General features: G+C 62.8%; 17 protein-coding genes and 1 pseudogene. 7 read left to right on the top strand and 11 right to left on the bottom strand.

Annotation, left to right across the window (positions count from 1 at the left end; genetic code table 11):
- Positions 1-70 precede the first annotated feature (70 nt).
- Positions 71-271: a Flp family type IVb pilin gene (locus CAF77_RS24920; RefSeq protein WP_085655558.1), complete on the top strand. Its 201-nt coding sequence runs from the start codon at positions 71-73 to the stop codon at positions 269-271.
- Positions 272-356: 85 nt separating this feature from the next.
- Positions 357-764, top strand: coding sequence for a response regulator (locus tag CAF77_RS24915; RefSeq protein ID WP_011332293.1), 408 nt, complete (start codon positions 357-359; stop codon positions 762-764).
- A 503-nt stretch (positions 765-1,267) separates the two neighbouring features.
- Here the strand turns inward: CAF77_RS24915 and CAF77_RS24910 are convergent.
- From CAF77_RS24910 to CAF77_RS24895, 4 genes are all read right to left on the bottom strand, one after another.
- The gene (locus CAF77_RS24910; RefSeq protein WP_085655557.1) at positions 1,268-2,935 is read right to left on the bottom strand and encodes a ShlB/FhaC/HecB family hemolysin secretion/activation protein; all 1,668 of its coding nucleotides are present in this window, start codon (positions 2,933-2,935) and stop codon (positions 1,268-1,270) included.
- A gap of 134 nt (positions 2,936-3,069) precedes the next feature.
- The gene (locus tag CAF77_RS24905) at positions 3,070-4,608 is read right to left on the bottom strand and encodes a collagen-like triple helix repeat-containing protein (RefSeq protein ID WP_139831633.1); all 1,539 of its coding nucleotides are present in this window, start codon (positions 4,606-4,608) and stop codon (positions 3,070-3,072) included.
- Between the two features lie 306 nt (positions 4,609-4,914).
- Positions 4,915-5,769 carry a MaoC/PaaZ C-terminal domain-containing protein gene (locus tag CAF77_RS24900; protein ID WP_085655556.1) on the bottom strand — a complete coding sequence of 285 codons (855 nt, stop codon included), beginning with the start codon at positions 5,767-5,769 and terminating at the stop codon, positions 4,915-4,917.
- Positions 5,770-5,771: 2 nt separating this feature from the next.
- The gene (locus CAF77_RS24895) at positions 5,772-7,124 is read right to left on the bottom strand and encodes a 3-oxoacyl-ACP reductase (RefSeq protein WP_085655555.1); all 1,353 of its coding nucleotides are present in this window, start codon (positions 7,122-7,124) and stop codon (positions 5,772-5,774) included.
- 277 nt (positions 7,125-7,401) lie between these two features.
- Here CAF77_RS24895 and CAF77_RS24890 point away from each other — a divergent pair, with 277 nt between their 5' ends.
- Positions 7,402-8,679, top strand: coding sequence for an acetyl-CoA C-acetyltransferase (locus tag CAF77_RS24890; protein ID WP_085655554.1), 1,278 nt, complete (start codon positions 7,402-7,404; stop codon positions 8,677-8,679).
- Positions 8,680-8,728: 49 nt separating this feature from the next.
- On the opposite strand, the gene CAF77_RS29810 is transcribed toward CAF77_RS24890, so the two are convergent.
- The gene (locus CAF77_RS29810) at positions 8,729-9,457 is read right to left on the bottom strand and encodes a methyl-accepting chemotaxis protein (protein WP_371320909.1); all 729 of its coding nucleotides are present in this window, start codon (positions 9,455-9,457) and stop codon (positions 8,729-8,731) included.
- Between the two features lie 129 nt (positions 9,458-9,586).
- Positions 9,587-10,675, bottom strand: a pseudogene (locus CAF77_RS29805) (cache domain-containing protein); the annotation flags it as partial.
- Between the two features lie 442 nt (positions 10,676-11,117).
- Between CAF77_RS29805 and CAF77_RS24880 the strand changes: the two are divergent.
- Positions 11,118-12,014 (top strand): PA4780 family RIO1-like protein kinase, encoded by an 897-nt coding sequence (locus tag CAF77_RS24880; protein WP_011332300.1) that lies wholly within the window; start codon positions 11,118-11,120, stop codon positions 12,012-12,014.
- Between the two features lie 50 nt (positions 12,015-12,064).
- Positions 12,065-13,288, top strand: coding sequence for an MFS transporter (locus CAF77_RS24875; RefSeq protein ID WP_085655552.1), 1,224 nt, complete (start codon positions 12,065-12,067; stop codon positions 13,286-13,288).
- Here the strand turns inward: CAF77_RS24875 and cueR are convergent.
- The 3 genes from cueR to CAF77_RS24855 all read right to left on the bottom strand — a co-directional run bounded on the left by cueR (position 13,242) and on the right by CAF77_RS24855 (position 16,649).
- Positions 13,242-13,655 (bottom strand): Cu(I)-responsive transcriptional regulator, encoded by a 414-nt coding sequence (gene cueR, locus CAF77_RS24870; protein ID WP_011332302.1) that lies wholly within the window; start codon positions 13,653-13,655, stop codon positions 13,242-13,244. The genes CAF77_RS24875 and cueR overlap by 47 nt on opposite strands.
- Positions 13,652-16,042: a heavy metal translocating P-type ATPase gene (locus CAF77_RS24865; RefSeq protein WP_064379275.1), complete on the bottom strand. Its 2,391-nt coding sequence runs from the start codon at positions 16,040-16,042 to the stop codon at positions 13,652-13,654. Before CAF77_RS24865 ends, cueR begins: the two co-directional genes overlap by 4 nt.
- A 223-nt stretch (positions 16,043-16,265) precedes the next feature.
- Complete coding sequence (locus tag CAF77_RS24855) at positions 16,266-16,649, bottom strand: hypothetical protein (RefSeq protein ID WP_064379277.1); 384 nt, start codon at positions 16,647-16,649, stop codon at positions 16,266-16,268.
- Positions 16,650-16,797: 148 nt separating this feature from the next.
- Between CAF77_RS24855 and CAF77_RS24850 the strand changes: the two genes are divergently transcribed.
- Positions 16,798-16,995, top strand: coding sequence for a heavy-metal-associated domain-containing protein (locus tag CAF77_RS24850; RefSeq protein WP_007958490.1), 198 nt, complete (start codon positions 16,798-16,800; stop codon positions 16,993-16,995).
- Between the two features lie 114 nt (positions 16,996-17,109).
- Entirely contained in the window at positions 17,110-18,315 is a 1,206-nt protein-coding gene (locus CAF77_RS24845; RefSeq protein ID WP_064379280.1) for a multidrug effflux MFS transporter, read from the top strand.
- Between the two features lie 8 nt (positions 18,316-18,323).
- On the opposite strand, the gene CAF77_RS29395 is transcribed toward CAF77_RS24845, so the two are convergent.
- Together CAF77_RS29395 and CAF77_RS24840 are read right to left on the bottom strand one after the other, a co-directional pair.
- Positions 18,324-18,497, bottom strand: coding sequence for a hypothetical protein (locus tag CAF77_RS29395; RefSeq protein WP_011332306.1), 174 nt, complete (start codon positions 18,495-18,497; stop codon positions 18,324-18,326).
- A gap of 166 nt (positions 18,498-18,663) precedes the next feature.
- Positions 18,664-19,677 (bottom strand): zinc-binding alcohol dehydrogenase family protein, encoded by a 1,014-nt coding sequence (locus CAF77_RS24840; RefSeq protein ID WP_064379283.1) that lies wholly within the window; start codon positions 19,675-19,677, stop codon positions 18,664-18,666.
- Between the last annotated feature and the right edge of the window lie 20 nt (positions 19,678-19,697).

Raw genomic sequence — 19,697 nt, 5'->3', positions numbered from 1 at the left:
ATGCTGATGCTGGCACGGGGAAATCATGTTGCGAACGCATAACACCCGGTGCCTTCAAGGAGAATCAGTCATGTCCTTCGCAAAAAAAACCGTGCAGACAATCAAGTCCCAGATCACTTTTTACAAAGGCCTGGTCAAGGACACCGAAGGAGCTTCGGGTATCGAATACGCGATCATCGCCGGGATGGTGGCGGTGGCGCTGGCGGCATTCGTGACACCGATCTCGAACGCCATTACCACGATGTTCAACACCATTCAGGCCGCACTCTGATCGGGTAGGCAGCCATGGCCGGCAACTTGCGAATGCGCCCAAGGGGTTCTAACGTCAGCGCTTAGTCCATCGCAGGAATCGCCCTATGTCTTTCTCCCATACGCCCCGCCAACAGTTGCTTCTGGTCGATGACGAGGAGGACGCACTGCTGGAACTGGCGGAGTTGCTGGAGGGGGAGGGCTTTGTCTGTCATACCGCGACCTCGGTGAAACTGGCCCTGCATCATTTGACCCGGCATCCCGATATCGCGCTGGTGATTACCGATCTGCGCATGCCGGAGGAAAGCGGCATGTCGCTGATAAAGCGATTGCGCGAACACACCTCGCGCCAGCATTTACCGGTGATTGTGACTTCCGGGCATGCGGACATGGAGGATGTGAGTGACATGTTGCGGTTGCAGGTGCTGGATCTGTTTCGCAAGCCGATTTATCACGTTCGGTTGCTTGAGACGCTGGATAATCTGTTTCCCAAGCCTCGGGTGAATGTTTCTTGAGGGTTTGACTTGGCGGCCTTTGGGCCGACCATGTTGTTGGGGTTTTGGGTGAATATCCGTTTCTGCGGGTGCGCCTGCTGGCGGTTTCGCCCTTACGGCGACTCACTTTTTTGACAAACGCCCGGAGTGCCGGCCCAGTCAAAAAGTAAGCAAAAAAACGCTTGCTCCTGCGTTCGGCCCGCTCGCTGGGGCTCGGGGTTCCTTCGTTCCGGGTTTCATCCGGGGGCATCGCCTACGGTTTGCTTCGCTGCACCTCCTCTCGATGTGTTTGGCTTCGCCAAACGGTCGCTGCGCTCCCACCCCCGGATGAATCCCTCCACTCAGCCTTCCGACGTCGCCCGTAGATCAAAAGCGGTACTCGAGCTAACGCTCATTGTGTTGAGTGGTGAGGAGCGATAAGCGATAAGCGGACTGCTTTTGTTTGATCGTTCCCACGCTCTGCGTGGGAATGCAGCCTGGGACGCTCTGCGTTCCGATCTGGGATTCGCCGGCGATCAAGCGGCTTACAACTGGTAACTGAAACTGATGCTGTAGCGTGGTCTGCGGTTGAACGTATCCAGCGCTTCATCGGACATCGCCTTGGCGGCTTCCAGGGCGATGTTGTAGTACTTGGCGTCACCGAATCTCAGGCCGACCGCCGCCGATGACAGGTTGTTGGCCTGCACCGGCAATTCATTGAACCAGCTGCGTGAGCGGTCGAGCACGAAGTACGGTTGCAGGATGCGCACCCAGTTGCCGTCGCGGTTGAAGCTGTAGTTGATTTCGTAAGCCACGCCCCAGCCCTTGTCGCCGGACGCCTGGTCGTCGGGATAGCCGCGGCCGAAGTTCTGGCCGCCGAATACGGCGCGCTCGCTGTCGGGCAGGGTGTCGTCACTCCAATACAACGCGGCTGACAGTACGCCTTGCCAGTTATCAAGGAACTTGTCGCTTTGCACTCCCGACAGACGCACCCGGAAAAAATCGAGGTCGATGGCATTGTTGTTGGTGCGCGCGCCCAGGCTGTCCAAGCCCTGATACACGCCGCCGCTGAGAATGCGCAGTTGCCGGGGATCGGCCTTGCGCCAGTCGCTTTCGAAGGCGAGAGCGCGGATGTCGGTGCGCTCTTCGACGCTCAACGGGTAGCCGATCACGTTGTAGCGGGTCTTGTCGTTGACCGCGTACAGGCGCGATCCGGCGGTCAGCAATTCATCCGAAGCGGCAATCAGCGGCAGGCTGAAGCCGAGCGAGTAACGGTCGTTTTCGCGATGCGGCTTGAGTTCCAGGCCGTTGTTCAGCAGCACGTTGGTGCCGGGATCGGCCCGGTAGCGTGAGGCCGACAGGCTCAGTTGCGCACCCTCGTCGTTGATGAACTGGTTGTAGTCCAGCCGATAGTAATGCTCGTGATCATCCCCCGGTGGAAACAGGCCGCTGAACGTCAATTGTTCGCCCATCGAGGTTTGTGAATTGCTGCTGACCCCGAGCAGGGCCTGAGTGCCGTTACGGTTGTCTTCGGTGGTGCTCAGGGTGCTGGTGAACGGTTTGCGGCTGGCCTGGGCGATCAGCGTGGTTGCGCCATCGGTGGTGCCAGGCGGTGGCACCTGGGCCTGGATCGTCACGCCGGGAATGCGGGTCATCAGTGTGGTATAGCGCTCGAACGTCTTGCGTGTGAGAGGGCGCTCGGCCTGGAGCTTGGCGGCCAGTCGGTCGAGCAGGGCTTTGACCCGTCCCACGTCGCCCGCGATCTGCACGTCGCGGACATAGCCTTCCACCAGTACGACGCGCGCCACGCCGTCATCGAAGGTCTGCTGTGGCAGGAAGGCGTATGACAGCAGATAGCCGTCCTGTTGATAACGTCGAGTGATCGTGCGGGTGGCCTCGATCAGGTCGGCGAGGCTGCTCTCGCGGCCGATCAGGGGTTTGTAGATTTCTGCCAGTTCGTTCAGCGGGTAAAGCGTGCCGCCTTCGATCTGCACAGTGTTGAGTTTGATCTTGGTGCTCATCATCAACGGCTCGGCGGCGGCCCCTGGCTCCGGCACTTGCAGCGGCGCGGCATTCGGCCGGTAGGCGTCGGCGGGCAAATTGGGCACCGGCAGATTGCGTATGGTTTCGTTGCTGTTGAGAAAGCTGGGCAGGGTATCGGCGAGGGCTGTGGAACTGAGACTGACAAACAGCAGGGATGCCATAACGCGCATAGGACACTCCATGTTCAACCCCCGGCACCGGGCGGGTTTTCTCCCAAGAAAAAAGCGGAAGACTCGTGGGAATCTTCCGCCCTCAACCAAGCGTAGGCGCTGTAGGTTCGGCCGTCGAATCGGCCAGGTGCAATTCAGCGATTGTTGCCGCCCAGGGTCCCGGTGAGACCACCGAGGACGCCACCCAGTCCGCCGCCGGTTCCGGTGGCGGTGCCACCGTTGACCAGGCCGCCGACCGCAGTGACCGTATTGCCCACTGTGGTGACTGTGTTACCGACCGCCGCCACGACCGGATTACTGTTGGTGCTGGCAATCGTGTTGCCGAGATTGCCGACGGCACCGCCGACCTGGCCGGTGAGACCGGCGACCGGAGTACCGAGCCCGGTGGCGGCGCCGACGTTCTGGGTCAGGCTGGTGACCGCCGTGGTGACTGGCGCAAGTCCGGCACCCACGTTGTTGCCCAGGGTTGCCAGGGGCGTGGTCGGGCTGGTGATCGGCGAGCCCGAACCGCCGAGCACGGTGTTGAGCGAGGCCACGGTATTACCGGCCGCCGCCAGCACGCCACCCGGTGCGGCGAGGGTGCCATTGCCGCTGCTCAAGCCGGCGCCGACGTTGACCACGGCGCCGCCGACGGTTTGCAGCAGGCCATTGCTGCCCAGGCCGCCACCGACGCCCGTTCCGGAACCGGTCCCGTTATCCACCAGCCCGCCGGCCTTGCCGACAGCGGTGCCGACATTGCTCAAGGCACCGCCGACAGTGTTGGTCAGGGCGTTGCCGTTGCCGGCGTCGGTGACTTTGTCGCCCACGCCGTCAACCGTGCTGCCGACCTTCTGGACCAAACCGTTCAACGGCGCGCCCAGCCCTGTAGCCGTACCGAGTTTGTCCGTGGTGCTTTCGACCATGGCAATCACCGGCACCAGTTTGCTGCCGACTTCTTTGGTAACCGAGCCGAGCGGGCCGGTGGTGGTGGCGGTGCTTAGGGTGTCGCCGAGCATGGTGACCTTTTCGCCGACCCCGTTGAGCACTGGGGCGACCTTGGTCACCACACCGCCGACCACGGGAACGCTGCCCGAGGCAGTGGCCAGTTTGCCGCTCAGGTCGGACACGCCGTTACCCACATCCTGCACCACGCCGCCGACCGCCGAAGCGGTGACGCCCAGGCCATTGTCGGTGGTTGCCAGTTTGCCGATGCCGTTGGCTACGCCGTCACCCAGCGTGGTCACTACGTTGCCGGCAGTCCGGGCCGCGCTTTGCACCACGCCGCCAACGACAGGCACGCCGCTCAGGGAGTCACCGACCTGGCCGACGCCATCGCCGACGCCGCTGACGGTATTGCCGACGTCCTGCACCAGGGTGGTGGTAACCAGAGGTGTCGGTGTACTCGGGTTGGTTGGGTTGGTCGGATCCGTCGGGTCGGTGGGATTGGTCGGGGTTGTCGTGCCGCCGGTTCCGCCAGTGCCACCGGTACCGCCAGTGCCTGCCGTGTCTCCTGTGCCACCGGTACCGCCCGTGCCACCCGTACCGGCAGTCGAGCTGTCTGGAGAAGAACTGCCGGAGCTGCTGTGATGACCGCCGCCGCCACTGCTGCAACCGGCCAGACCGAGGGAGAGAATGAGGGCCAGTGCCGTTGCCGATTTGCACCATGCCGCATGAGCTTTCATCTGAGTTTTCATGAGCGTTATTCCTTGCACCTGTCACAACGTTTGTTGTCTTCGATGGCCCGCCGATTCTGTTGCCGGCAGTGCCTTCGTCCGTTGTGCTCATATCAGTCGCAAGGCCGGATCCACGCCATTCTCAAGTTGGTATTAACGCCTTTATGCAGGGGGCTGCGAGTGCGGCCTAACGACTAATACCGAGGATATAGGCGCGCAAAAAAAAGCCTTGAAAATCAAGGCTGGGTTTTCAAGAGTGCGGTGTGGGCGGCGCGGGAAAACTTAAGTGATATATACACAATTGAGCAGGTTTTTTCGGCCTTGATGTCAGGCCACCGGCTGCCAGTTGCCCACCATGTGCTCCAGATCCCCGGCGCCGATCAGGCGCAACTCACCGCTGGAACCGGCAGCGCTGGCGAACAGGCTCACCTCGCTCGGCAGGCGCACCGGTTTGCGAAAATGCACGGTGACCTCAAGGTTGGCCTTGGGCAGATGATCCGCCAGTGCCGCCAGCGTGCGGGCTTTATTCCACAGACCGTGGGCGATGGCGGTTGGGAAACCGAACAGCTTGGCGCTGGCGGCGCTCAGGTGGATCGGGTTGTAGTCGCCGGAGACTTTCGCGTACTGCCGGCCGATGTCCGCCGGCGCCTTCCATTGCGCCACTTGCATCAGCGGCAGCGCCGGCTCCCAGGCCTGTTCGACCGGTTCACCTTCAAGCTTCACGCCGCGACAGAGCATTTGGCTTTCGGCTTCCCACAACGGGCCGAGTTGATCGTCGAGGGTGGTCAGCAGATCGAAGGTCGCGCCTTTGGGATGGGGTTGCAGGTTATGCACCCGGACGCTGACTTGCGCACGACTGATCCCGCCCATCGGCCGCAATACGCGGATGCGATTGCTCAGATGAATCAGCCCCAGCAACGGGAACGGAAACTCTTTGGCTGTCAGCAACTGCATCTGCAGGGCGAACGCCAGGATATGCGGATAGGTCGGCGGCAGCAGGCCGTCATCGGCGAAACCGCAGATCTTGCGATAGGCCGCCAGCCGTTTGCCCTCCACCTCGACGGCGCAACGCAAACCGCTGGTGGGCAGGGTGGTGCCGGTGATTTTGCGTCGGCTCGCCGCCCGGGCATACAGCCCCGGCAGGCTCGGCTCGTGGTGCAGCGTGTGCCATTCGATCGTCATGTTCAGGCCCCCAGAACGCTTTGGCCGCACACCCGCAGCGCTTGTCCGGTGAACGCGCCGGTGCCCGGTTGTGCCAGCCAGGCCACGGCTTCGGCGACGTCTTGCGGCAGGCCGCCCTGGCCCAGCGAACTCATGCGCCGCCCGGCTTCACGCAGGCCGAACGGAATGTGCGCAGTCATCTGGGTCTCGATGAACCCCGGCGCCACGGCGTTGATGCTGATGCCGCGTTCGAGCAGTGTCGGCGCCCAGGCCTGGGCCAGTCCGATCAGCCCGGCCTTGCTCGCCGCGTAATTGGTCTGCCCGCGATTGCCGGCGATGCCGCTGATCGATGCCAGCAAAACTATCCGGGCGTTATCGCGCAAGGTGCCGCTGTCGAGCAGGGCCTTGGTCAGCACTTGCGGTGCGTTGAGGTTGACCGCCAGCACCGCGTCCCAGAACTCCGGGGTCATGTTGGCCAGGGTCTTGTCGCGGGTGATGCCGGCGTTGTGCACCAGAATGTCGAGGCCGTCCGGCAGCTGTTCGATCAGTTGCGCGGCGGCGTCTTCGGCGCAGATATCGAGGGTGATGGCGCGACCGCCGAGGCGCGCGGCCAGGGCTTCGAGATCGGTCTTGGCTGGCGGTACGTCGAGCAGGATCACTTCGGCGCCGTCACGGGCCAGGGTTTCGGCGATGGAGGCGCCGATGCCGCGAGCCGCACCGGTGACCAGCGCCTTGCGCCCGGCCAGCGGGCGCGTCCAGTCGGTGACCTGAGTGGCGCAGGCCGTCAGACGAATTACTTGCCCGGAGACGAAAGCGCTTTTCGGCGAGAGGAAAAACCGCAGCGGTCCTTCGAGCTGATCCTCGGCACCTTCGCCGACGTAGATCAGTTGCAGCGTGCCGCCGCTGCGCAGCTCCTTGGCCAGCGAGCGGGAGAAGCCTTCGAGTGCCCGTTGTGCGCTGGCGGCGAACGGTTCGCGCAGGGTTTCCGGGGCACGGCCAAGGATCACCAGATGCGCGCTGCTGTCGAGGTTCTTCATCAACGGCTGGAAAAATTCACGCAGTTGCTTGAGCTGGTCGGTGTGCTGCAGATCGCTGGCGTCGAACACCACGGCCTTGAGTTTCGGGCCATGGCCGGGAATCCATTGAATGGCGGTCGCCGGCTGGTCGCCGTAGCGGTAGATCGCGTCGGTCAGGCGATTGGCGAATGCACTGACCCGTTCGGCCAGCGGCCCGCCGCCGATCAGCAGCGCACCTTCCACCGGCCGCAGGCGCCCGGCCTGCCAGCGTTCCAGCCGCACCGGCGACGGCAGGCCCAGGGCTCCGACCAGACGGTGGCCGATGGACGAGTTGGCGAAGTCGATATAGCGGTCAGACATGGAACGCTCTCCAGAAGATGGGGTTCAAAGTGTGGACTGCGAAGGGCAATCAATCGTTCGATCCACGCAATAAGGCCTACGCTAGAACAGCAGAGTAGTTTGCCCTCGGCGCTTTTGTGGCCGAACACATAGCAAATACACCACCGACCCTGTGTGAGCGGGCTTGCCCGCGATGGCGGAGTGTCAGCCACCGAAGGTGTTGGATGTGCCGGCCCTATCGCTGGCAAGCCAGCTCCCACAGGGATTTCCATGAGTCTGAATCAACAAGGAGCATTTCATGAGTCAGCTGCGCCGCGTCGCGATCATTGGTGGCAACCGCATTCCGTTCGCCCGCTCCAACGGGCCCTACGCCACCGCCAGCAATCAGGTGATGCTCACCGCCGCCCTCGAAGGCCTGATCGAACGCTACAACCTGCACGGCCAGCGCATCGGCGAAGTGGTCGCAGGGGCGGTACTGAAATTGTCACGGGATATGAGCCTGACCCGCGAATGCGTACTCGGCTCGCGCCTGTCGCCGGCCACCCCGGCCTATGACATTCAGCAGGCCTGCGGCACCGGCCTGGAAGCGGCGTTGCTGGTGGCGAACAAGATCGCCCTCGGCCAGATTGATTGCGGTATTGCCGGCGGCGTCGACACCACGTCGGACGCGCCAATCAGCGTCAGCGAAGGCCTGCGCAAAATCCTTCTGCAGGCCAACCGCGCCAAGACCACCGGCGACAAGCTCAAGACCTTTTTGCAATTACGCCCTAAACACCTGATCCCCGAATTTCCGCGCAACGGCGAACCGCGCACCGGCCTGTCGATGGGAGAGCACTGCGAATTGATGGCGCAGACCTGGAACATCCCCCGCGAGGAACAGGATCAACTGGCCTTCGAAAGCCACCACAAACTGGCGGCGTCCTACAGCGAAGGCTGGCACAACGACCTGATGACCCCGTTCCTCGGCCTGACCCGCGACAACAACCTGCGCCCGGACCTGACCCTGGAAAAACTCGCGACCCTGAAACCGGCCTTCGAGAAAAGCGCCAAGGGCACGCTGACCGCCGGCAACTCGACGCCACTGACCGATGGCGCGTCGGTGGTGTTGCTGGGCAGCGAAGAGTGGGCGAAGGAGCGTGGTTTGCCGATCCTTGCGTATCTGCGCGACGGCGAAGCAGCGGCGGTGGATTTCGTCAACGGCGCCGAAGGGCTGCTGATGGCTCCGGTCTATGCGGTGCCGCGCCTGCTGGCACGCAATGGGCTGACCTTGCAGGACTTCGACTACTACGAAATCCACGAGGCCTTTGCTGCGCAGGTGTTGTGCACGTTGAAGGCCTGGGAAGATCCGGAATACTGCAAGACCCGGCTGGGGCTGGACCAGCCGCTGGGGTCGATTGATCGCAGCCGCTTGAACGTCAAGGGCAGCTCACTGGCGGCGGGGCATCCGTTTGCTGCGACGGGCGGGCGGATCGTGGCGAACCTGGCGAAGTTGCTGGATGCGGCGGGGCAGGGGCGGGGGTTGATTTCGATTTGTGCGGCGGGCGGACAGGGTGTGACGGCGATCATCGAGCGCTGAACGAACAGGAATTCCCTCTCCCAAAGGAAGAGGGAATTCCAAAGGTTACTCAGGTACGAAACCTGCGCACCAACCCATCCAGCTCATTCGACAACCCCGCCAGACTCTGCGAATCCAGCCGCGCCGAATTCGCCAGTTCCGCCACCAACTGCGCATCACCATGAATCTGGCTGATATGCCGATTGATGTCCTCAGCCACCTGATGCTGCTCTTCCGCCGCCGTAGCAATCTGTGTGTTCATATCGCGAATCACATCCACCGACTCACGGATCTGCCCAAAGCTCTCCCGCGCCTCGCCAATCCGCGCTACCGATTGCTGCGACACATCAAGACTGGCGCGCATTTGCTGGGTCACCGCGCTGGTGCGCTTGGCGAGATTGCCCAGCAGCCCGTCGATTTCCGCCGTCGAATCCGCCGTGCGTTTGGCCAGTGCGCGAACCTCGTCGGCCACCACCGCAAAACCACGCCCCTGCTCACCGGCCCGCGCTGCTTCGATGGCCGCGTTGAGCGCCAGCAGGTTGGTCTGTTCGGCGATGGAGCGGATGGTGCCGAGGATCGACTGGATGTCGTTGCTGTCGCGCTCCAGTTGTTGCATCGACTGCGCCGATTGCTCCAGCTCCTGGCTCAGTTGATCGACGCTGTGCACCGCCGCATCGATCTGCTGCTGACCTTCGCGGGCCTGGCGCTGGCCGCTGTCGGCCGACTCCGCCGCCTGGCTGCACGAGCGGGCGACTTCGTTGGCGGTGGCGACCATTTCGTGGAACGCGGTCGAGACCATGTCCACCGCTTCGCGCTGGCGCCCGGCGGCTTCGGCCATGTCGCCGGAAACCCGGGTCGAACTCTGCGAGGTGGCGAGGATTTTCCCGGCCGCGCCGCCGATGTGCTGGATCAGACTGCGGATCGCGGTAAGGAACTGGTTGAACCAGTTGGCCAGTTGCGCGGTTTCGTCGCTGCCACGGATGTCGAGGTTCTTGGTCAGGTCGCCTTCGCCCTGGGCGATGCCTTCCAGTCCGCTGGCCACGCTGCGGATCGGCCGCACGATCAGGCTGGCGAAACTGGCGCCGACCACCGCGAAGATCACCGCCAGCACGGCAGCGATGATTGCGATCAGCCAGGTGAGTTTAGTGGCCGAGCTCATCACGTCGTTCTGTTTGATCAGGCCGATGAAGGTCCAGCCCAGTTGCTCCGACGGCCAGACATTGGCCATGTAGCGTTCGCCGTTGAGCTCGACTTCCACCAGCCCTTTGCCGGCCTTGGCCAGTTGCGCGTAACCCTCGCCGAGGCTGTCGAGCGGCTTGAAGTTGTGCTCGGGCTGCTTCGGGTCGACCAGCACCGTGCCGCTGTTTTCCAGCAGCATCAGGTAACCGCTTTCGCCGAGTTTGATCTGTTTGACGATCTCGGTGAGCTGCTTGAGCGTGACGTCGATACTGACCACGCCGCCGTTGCTGCCGAGCTTGTTGTCGATGGTGCGTACGGTGCTGACATAGGTCGCATCGTCCTGCGCCCAGTAATAGGCGGCGGTGCGGAACGGCTTGCCGGGCTTGGCCTGGGCGGCCTTGTACCACGGGCGCTGACGCGGGTCGTAGTTGCTCAGCTTGGGATCGTCGGGCCAGGACACGTAGCCGCCGGCAGCGGTGCCGACGATTGCGTAGGCGTAGGCCGGGTGACTGTTGCCCAGGTCCTGCAGAAAGGCGAAGACCTTCTTGTCCATCTCGCCCTGCGGAATGCTTTCGGCGTTGGCGCTCATGTAGGTCTTGAGGCTGTCGTCGGTGTTCTTGATCAGCGGTTGCGCCGCCAGGTAATCGACGTTCTGGCTGATGCCGTCAAAGAAAAGCTGCATGGCGTTGCTGACCTGACGGATCTCGCGCCCACTACTGTCGACAAAATCGTCCCGGGCATCGCTGCGCAGGTTCAGTACCACCAGCGTGGCGACCAGCACCACGGGCAAGCAGGCGATGATTGCAAACGCCCAGGTCAACTTCTGTTTGATGTTCATCCGCGCTCCAGATTTTCTTGTAGGCCCACGCAGTGCAGATGACTCGCGGTTATTGGCAGCCGAAAAACGTTGTTTTCCACCCGGTTCCTTGAGTGCGACATCGAAGTTTTTTTTGGAACGATTGTCGGACAAATTCCTCTGTCTCTGAGGAATTCGGCTGCTGGAGGGGGAAATTGAGGCCGAAAGAGAAAATTCTTACGAGCTGCGTGCATCGGGATGTCAGATTCTGTCGCAAATGCCCTCAAGTCCTGTCGCCAACAACTTCGGCAGCCTCGGCTATGATTCGCAGCGGTCGATAAAGAGGCGGATCGGCCCGGTTTATCCGGCACAGTGTGTGCATCTTCAGGTTCACAGGTCGGCAACCCCTCCCCGCGATGCGAGGATTGCCGTATAACGAGTGACATTCGCGTGTTTGGTAATAAAGGACCCACAATAAAAGCTGATGAAGACTCCAAAACGCATTGAACCCCTGATCGAGGACGGTCTGGTCGACGAAGTGCTGCGTCCACTCATGAGTGGCAAAGAAGCAGCTGTTTATGTGGTGCGCTGCGGCAATCAGTTACGTTGCGCAAAGGTCTACAAGGAGGCGAACAAACGCAGTTTCCGCCAGGCGGCCGAGTATCAGGAAGGCCGCAAGGTTCGCAACAGCCGACAGGCCCGGGCGATGGCCAAGGGCTCCAAGTTCGGGCGCAAGGAAGCCGAAGACGCCTGGCAGAATGCCGAAGTCGCGGCGCTGTTCCGCCTGGCCAATGCCGGAGTGCGGGTGCCCAAGCCGTATGACTTCCTCGAAGGCGTGCTGCTGATGGAACTGGTGGCCGATGAATACGGCGATGCCGCGCCGCGTCTGAACGACGTGGTGCTGGAGCCGGATCAGGCCCGCGAATATCACGCGTTCCTGATTTCGCAGATCGTGCTGATGTTGTGTACCGGTCTGGTGCACGGTGACCTCTCGGAGTTCAACGTGCTGCTGACGCCAACCGGCCCGGTCATCATCGACCTGCCGCAAGCGGTGGACGCCGCCGGCAACAACCACGCGTTCAGCATGCTGGAACGTGACGTCGGCAACATGGCTTCGTACTTCGGTCGCTTCGCCCCGGAGTTGAAGAAGACCAAATACGCCAAGGAAATGTGGGCGCTGTACGAAGCGGGTACGTTGCACCCGGCCAGCGTGCTGACCGGCGAGTTCGACGATCCCGAGGACCTGGCCGATGTCGGCGGGGTGCTGCGCGAGATCGAAGCGGCGCGTCTGGATGAGGAGCGCAAGCAAGCCATCCGCGCGGCGGACGACGAGCCCAAGGGCAAGTCCGACGAACCGCCTCCGCCACCGTGGATGCAGTGAGCATCTGAAAGGGAAAACCCGGCTTCGGCCGGGTTTTACACATTCAAGGAATGATTGTGACCACCACCTCCCGCAATGCCCGGCTGATCATCACGGCGCGGCTGATTTCCGATTTCGGCGCTTTCCTGAACATGGTTGCGCTGGCCACTTATGTCTACCTGCTGAGCAACAGCGCGATGAGCGTGGGGATTTTTCTCGCCAGTCGCGTGGGCGGCGGAATCTTTGCGAGTCTGATCGGCACCGCGTTCTATCGTCGATGCAGTGGCCGTCTGCCGTTGATTGCCTTCGATCTGCTGCGCGCCGCTGTGCTCGGGCTGTTGCTCATCGTGCCGGTCGGTCAGCAGGCGTTGTTGCTGCCGCTGATCGCGTTCGGCCTTGGCTTTGGCAATTCGATGTTCGCCATCGGCCTCAACAGCCAGTTGCCGCGCTTGATCGAGCCGGCGCAGTTGCTCAAGACCAACGCCTGGATCACCTCCGCCTCGTCAATGGCGATGGTCGGTGGCAGCCTGGTGTCCGGGTTGCTGGTCGCGGGATTTGGTTTTGAAACGGTGTTCGCGCTGAATGCGCTGACCTATCTGTTGGCGGCAGTCTTGATTGCTCCGCTGCGGTTCAGTGCACCGGAGCCTTTGGCCGAATCAAGCGATGAGCGCAGCGAATGGTCAGCGTTGGTCCAGGGCTTGCGCAGCGCTCCGGTGGTGGCGGCGATGCTGGCGGTGACCATGGCCGACACCCTTGGCAGCGCTGCGCACAACGTCGGTTTTCCGATCATCTCCAAACTGCTGACGCCGGACTCGGCGAGCACCACGCTGGGCCTGATGCTCGCGGTGTGGGCCGCCGGCAAACTGCTCGGCGCGCGGATCGCCAGTCGCCTGAACGGCTCGGAAAACGTTCATCTGGAGCGCCGCTATTTCGGTGGCGTGCTGCTGATGTCCTGCGGCTTCATCCTGATGTTCCAGCAGCACAGCGTTGTCGGTCTGTTGCTGTTTTCGCTGCCGGCCGGATTGGGTGACGGGTTCTCGGAAGTCGGCCTGATGTCACGCCTGCAACGGGAGCCGGAGCCCTTGCGCCTGCCGATCTTCAGTTTCCTGACGCTGTTGCAGATGACCGGATTCGGCGTCGGCATGCTGATCGCCGCGCCGTTCTATGAGTGGTGGACGCCGGGTGCCGTGGTGCTGTTGTTCCACGGCATTCCCCTCGCCACTGTGCTGTCGATGAAAGCCCTGTTGCTCAGGCACGCGCGGGTTGCGCGCAGCAACCCGACGCCAGTTCCTTGAGGATCGGGCAGTCCGGACGATGGTCGCCGTGGCAGTGCTCGACCAGATCCTGCAGGGTGTCGCGCAGTTCGCCGAGTTCGCGGATCTTCTGATTCAGCTCGTCGATGTGCTGTCGCGCCAGGGCCTTCACATCGGCGCTGGCGCGCTGGCGATCCTGCCAGAGGGTCAACAGCTTGCCGACTTCCTCCAGCGAAAAACCCAGGTCCCGCGAGCGCTTGATAAACGCCAGCGTATGCAGGTCGTCATCGCCGTAGATGCGATAGCCGCTGTCGGTGCGATGGGCAGCCTTGAGCAGACCGATCGACTCGTAATACCGGATCATTTTCGCGCTCAGGCCACTATGGCGGGCCGCTTGGCCGATGTTCATCGGTTGTCCTCCAGGTCCTCGGGTTTCCAGGTTTTCAACAGTAGCGCATTGCTCACCACGCTGACGCTCGACAGGGCCATTGCCGCGCCGGCCAGCACCGGATTGAGAAAGCCGAACGCCGCCAGCGGAATGCCGATCAGGTTGTAGACGAAGGCCCAGAACAGGTTCTGGCGAATCTTCGCATAGGTCTTGCGGCTAATCTCCAGCGCCGCCGGCACCAGCCGAGGATCGCCGCGCATCAGGGTGATGCCGGCGGCGTGCATCGCCACGTCGGTGCCGCCGCCCATGGCGATGCCGATGTCGGCAGCGGCCAGTGCCGGGGCGTCGTTGATGCCGTCGCCGACCATGGCCACGACGCCGGTTTTTTTCAGCTCGGCGACGGTGGCGGCTTTTTCCGCCGGCAGCACTTCGGCGTGGACATTTTCGATGCCCAGCGCTTCGGCGACCACCCGGGCGCTGCCGCGGTTGTCGCCGGTCAGCAGGTGGCTGTGGATGTGCTGGGCGGCCAGTTGTTGCACCGCGTGCAGCGCGCCGGGCTTGAGGGTGTCGCCGAAGGCGAACAGGCCGAGTACGCGGGGCGCCGGACTTTGCTCGATCAGCCACGACAGCGTGCGGCCTTCGGTTTCCCACGCCTTGGCGGATTCGCTCAGGTTTCCGGCGTCAAGACCGCTTTCCTCCAGCAAGCGCCGGTTGCCCAGGGCCAGGCGCCGGCCGTCGAGGCTGCCGGCGATGCCGCGCCCGGTCAGGGACTGGCTGTCGCTGACATCGGGCACCGTCAGATTGCGTTCGGCGCAGGCATCCAGCACCGCTTTGGCCAGCGGATGTTCACTGCCGCGTTGCAGTGCACCGGCGGCTGTCAGCAGGGCATTTTCGTCACCGTCGACCGCACTGAAATGCGCGATGCGCGGCGTGCCGGAGGTCAGGGTGCCGGTCTTGTCGAATACCACAGCGCTGACTTCATGGGCACGCTCCAATGCTTCGGCGTCCTTGATCAGAATTCCGTGCCGCGCGGCCACGCCAGTGCCGGCCATGATCGCGGTGGGCGTCGCCAGACCGAGGGCACAAGGGCAGGCGATCACCAGCACCGCGACGGCGTTGATCAGCGCGGTTTCCAGCGGCGCGCCGTACAGCCACCAGCCGATCAGCGTGGCCAGGGCCAGCAGCAGAACCGTCGGCACGAACACCTGACTGACTTTATCTACCAGTTTCTGGATCGGAGCCTTCGCGGCCTGGGCGTCTTCCACCAGACGGATGATCCGCGCCAGCACGCTTTCCGCACCGAGCGCCGTGGTGCTCACCAGCAAGCGGCCTTCGCCATTGATCGCACCGCCGGTGACCTTGTCGCCCGGCTGTTTGGGCACCGGCAGGCTTTCGCCGCTGATCAGCGCTTCGTCGGCATGGCTCTGGCCTTCCAGCACTTCGCCGTCCACCGGGAAGCGTTCACCGGGTTTGACCAGAACTCGGTCGCCAAGACGCAGGGCGCTGATGGCGACGTCCTGTTCACGGCCATCGATGACTTGAATTGCCCGCTCCGGCCGTAAGGCTTCCAGTGCGCGAATGGCGCTGGCGGTCTGGCGTTTGGCGCGGCTTTCCAGGTATTTGCCGAGCAGCACCAGCGCGATGACCACTGCCGAGGCCTCGAAATACAGGTGCGGCATGCGCCCGGCGGCGGTGGCCCATTCGTAGAGACTCAAGCCATAACCGGCGCTGGTGCCCAGCGCTACCAGCAAGTCCATGTTGCCGGCCCCGGCGCGTACGGCTTTCCAAGCGGCGACGTAGAAGCGTGCACCGAAGATGAATTGCACCGGGGTGGCGAGGGCGAATTGCACCCAGGCCGGGAGCATCCAGTGAATGCCGAATGGTTGCACCAGCATCGGCAGCACCAGCGGCAAGGCGAAGGCGATCGCGCAGATCAGCGCCCAGCGCTCATGGTTCAGGCGCTGTTGGCGATTGTCGGTCTGGTGTTCGAGTTCGAAGAGGCTGGCCGAATAGCCGGCCTTGCTCACGGCGGCGATCAGGGTTTGCGGATCGACCGCGCCGAGCAATTCGAGATGAGCACGTTCATTGGCGAGGTTGACGCTGACGCTCTTCACCCCCGGTACTTTGTTCAGGGCGCGTTCGACGCGGCCGACGCAGGAAGCGCAGGTCATGCCGTCGATATTCAATTCCACGGTTTGCTGCGGCACGCTGTAACCGGCGCGTTCGACCGCCTCCATCAGCGCCGGCAGGCTGTCGCCGGGTGCCTGCACCCGGGCCTGTTCGGTGGCGAGGTTGACGCTGACGGCAGTGGCGCCGCTGACTTTGCTCAACGCCCGCTCGACACGGCCGGCGCAACTGGCGCAGGTCATGCCGCTGATGGGCAGATCGAACGTGATGGAATCGGACATCGGTCGTACTCCCTGTAGAAGAGGCCTACAGGATCAACCTTGCCATGCTGGCAAGGTCAAGCGCCAGTTTCCGCCACCCGCCACCCGCCACCGCCCTCGTACCCGATCGTTCCCACGCTCTGCGTGGGAATGCCTCTTGTGACGCTCTGCGTCACGCTTTGGGACGCAGAGCGTCCCGGGCTGCATTCCCACGCAGAGCGTGGGAACGATCAGCGAGCGGTATTCAATAACCGAGGCCGGTCGGCTTGAGGTACATGCCTTCCTGGTTCATCGCGATGCGGAATTTCAGGATGTCGCCGGCATGCAGTTTGATCTCCTGCGAGCCCGGCGCGAGCATGCCCGGGTTGCAGCCCGGCATTTGCCCCGGCAGCAGCTTCAGGCGCAGCGAGACATTGCCCGGCGGCAGGTTGAACGAGGTGCTTTGCTCCTGGAACAGGCGCGCCGACAGTTGATCCTGAATGTAAACGCCGATTTCGCAGGAAGTCGCGACTTCCAGGCGCTCGCGGGAAATGATCAGCACCCCGTAATCTTCCCCGGCGGCCTGCACCGAAGGGATTGCGGCAAAAAGGCTGAGTACGCCAAACAGGCTGAAAGCTGACCAGCGCATGGCTGAATCTCCTGAATTCAAGTCATTGATGCACGCAGCTTGGCCGAGCGCGGCGCCGATTGCCAGCCCGGCAGTTTTTTGCAGAACTTGACCTTGCCATCGTGGCAAGCCCGAAACTGCCGGCAACCTCACTCAAAGGAGTCATTCCATGCAAGTGTTCACTGTTGAAGGCATGTCCTGCGGTCACTGTGTCAAAGCCGTCACTCAGGCGGTGCAGAGCAAGGATCCGGCCGCCAGCGTGCGGGTCGATCTGGCGGCGAAGGAAGTCGGCGTCGAAAGTGCGCTGAGTGCCGAGCAGGTGATCGAGGCGATCAGCGAAGAAGGTTACGCCATCAAACTCGCCTGATCTTTTTAATAGTTAGCGAGCTACCGGAATGTTCAAGGCGTCCTCGCGCGGCTAGACTGTCGGGCTGCACTCCATCGAAGTGCTCCCCAACTGCCTGCCAGACCTGGACGCCTGATGAACTTCCGTACCCTTCTGATTCTCGGTGCCCTGACCGCTTTCGGTCCGTTGGCGATCGACTTCTATCTACCCGCCTTTCCCACCATGGCACTGGCGTTCGGCACCGATGAGAAAGACGTTCAGCTGACGCTGTCGGCTTACTTCTTCGGTCTGTCCATTGGTCAACTGGCTTACGGGCCGGTGGCGGATCGTTTCGGACGGCGGATTCCGTTGCTGATCGGTCTGACGCTGTTCACGCTGGCGTCAGTGGCCTGCGCCTACGCGCCGAACCTGGAGTGGCTGATCGGAGCGCGGCTTGTGCAGGCGCTGGGCGGTTGCGCGGGGATGGTGATTGCCCGGGCGGTGGTCAGCGACAAGTGCGACGCGGTGGGGTCGGCGAAAGTTTTCTCACAGTTGATGCTGGTGATGGGGTTGGCACCGATTCTGGCGCCGATGCTCGGCGGTCTGCTGGTCAACACCACGGGCTGGCAGTCGATCTTCCTGGTGCTGACGGCGTTCAGTGCCCTCGCCGGGCTGGCGGTGGCCCTCGGCCTGCCGGAAAGTCTGCCGGCGCATGTTCCGCGTCAGCCGTTGTCCGGTGCCCTGCGTCAGTACGGTCGGCTGCTGGCCGATCCGGTCTACATGGGGCATGCCCTGACCGGCGGCATCGCCATTGCCGGGATGTTTGCCTACATCGCCGGCTCCCCGTTCATTTTCATCAAGCTGTATGGCGTACCGGCCGAGCATTTCGGCTGGCTGTTCGGCACCAACGCGGCCGGGTTCATTCTGGTCGCACAGGTCAATGCGCGCCTGCTGGCCAAGCGCGGTCCGGCCTTTCTGCTGTCACGGGCGGTCTGGGTTTACCTGGCCGCCGGGCTGACGCTGCTCGCGGTCAGCGCCTTGCACACCGCGGCGTTGTGGCCACTGCTGATTCCGCTGTTCATCTGCGTGGCCAGCCTTGGCTGTATCAGCCCCAATGCGGCGGCGTGTGCGATGAACGGGCAGGGCGGTCGCGCCGGTAGTGCTTCAGCGTTGCTCGGCAGCATGCAATTCAGCGTCGCCGCCGGGGCTTCGGCGCTGGTGGGCATCCTGCACGATGGCAGCGCCGTGCCGATGGCCATGGTCATCAGCCTGTGCGGTCTGTTGGTCGTCTGCGCGGCGACACTCACCCGGCGCATGCAGAATGCCCGGGCGCTGGCAAAGGCGCAGGCCGAAATCCAGTAACGAAAGCCTCAGCCGACAGCGCGTTGCTGGCCGAGGTCGGGAATCTGATGGGGCGCGCAAATACGCGCTTCGAGGGTGCGGGTGAAGGCCCTGGCTTCGGCCTCACTGCGAAAGGTCACGGCGTGCTGGTCAAGACGAACTTGCCATTGGGACTTTGCCACTTCTTTTATCAGGATCTTCATTGCTGACCTCCCGTACGTAAAAGATTGCATCGCAGAGGTTTCGATTGTAGACCTGAATACGATCGCAATTGTGACAAGGGTCAAGCATCTGACTGACGGCAAAAAAACACCGCAGCCCCCGGGCCAGACATTTTTGGCGCTGGCGAAGGCTGCGGTCTTGCGGGTTTTAGAAACCTTCTAAAACAATTTTCCCCTTGGCCTTGCCACTTTCCAGCAATTCATGGGCGCGGCGCAGGTTGCTCGCGTTGATCGTGCCGAAGTGCTCGCCGACCGTGGTTTTCAATGTCCCGCTGTCAATCAGCTCCGCCACCCGGTTGAGCAGTTTGTGCTGCTCGATCATGTCCGGCGTTTCGAACAGCGAGCGGGTGTACATGAACTCCCAGTGCAGCGACAGGCTCTTGCGCTTGAGCTTGGTCACGTCCAGCGCCTTCGGATCGTCGATCAGCGCCAGTTTGCCTTGCGGCGCCAGGGCCTCGACCAGTTGGTCCAGATGTTGTTCGGTCTGGGTCAGGCTGGCGACATGGGTCACGTGAGCGACACCGGCGCGTTTCAGTTCTTCGCTCAGCGGCTGGCTGTGATCGATCACCCGATCTGCCCCCAGTTCGCTCACCCAATCGCGGGTCTCCGGGCGGGAGGCGGTGCCGATCACTTTGAGCCCGGTCAACTGGCTGGCCAGTTGGGTGAGGATCGAACCGACACCGCCGGCCGCGCCGACGATCAGCAGGCTCTGGCCCTCATCGGTATTGCCTTCGCGAATCTGCAGGCGTTCAAACAACAACTCCCAGGCCGTAATGGCGGTCAGTGGCAGGGCGGCGGCTTCGGCGAAACCGAGGGTTTTTGGCATATGGCCGACAATCCGCTCATCCACCACGTGCAATTCGCTGTTGCCACCGGCCCGGGCGATGGAGCCGGCGTAGAACACTTTGTCGCCGGCCTTGAACAGGGTCACTTCACTGCCGACCGACTTGACCACACCGGCCACGTCCCAACCCAGCACCTTGGCGGCGCCGCCTTCCGGCGCGACGTTCTGGCGAACCTTGGTGTCGACCGGGTTGACCGAAATCGCTTTGACTTCGACGAGCAAGTCGCGCGGGCCGGCAACCGGTTCCGGCAGTTCGATGTCTTGCAGGGATTTTTCGTCGCTGATCGGGAGCGAGGCGTAATAGGCGATAGCTTTCATGGAGAACTCCGAAAGTGAAT

Origin of the sequence: Pseudomonas sp. R15(2017) (assembly GCF_002112685.1) — a bacterium.
Classification (GTDB): domain Bacteria; phylum Pseudomonadota; class Gammaproteobacteria; order Pseudomonadales; family Pseudomonadaceae; genus Aquipseudomonas; species Aquipseudomonas glycinae.
This window is presented reverse-complemented; position numbering and strand designations above follow the sequence as displayed.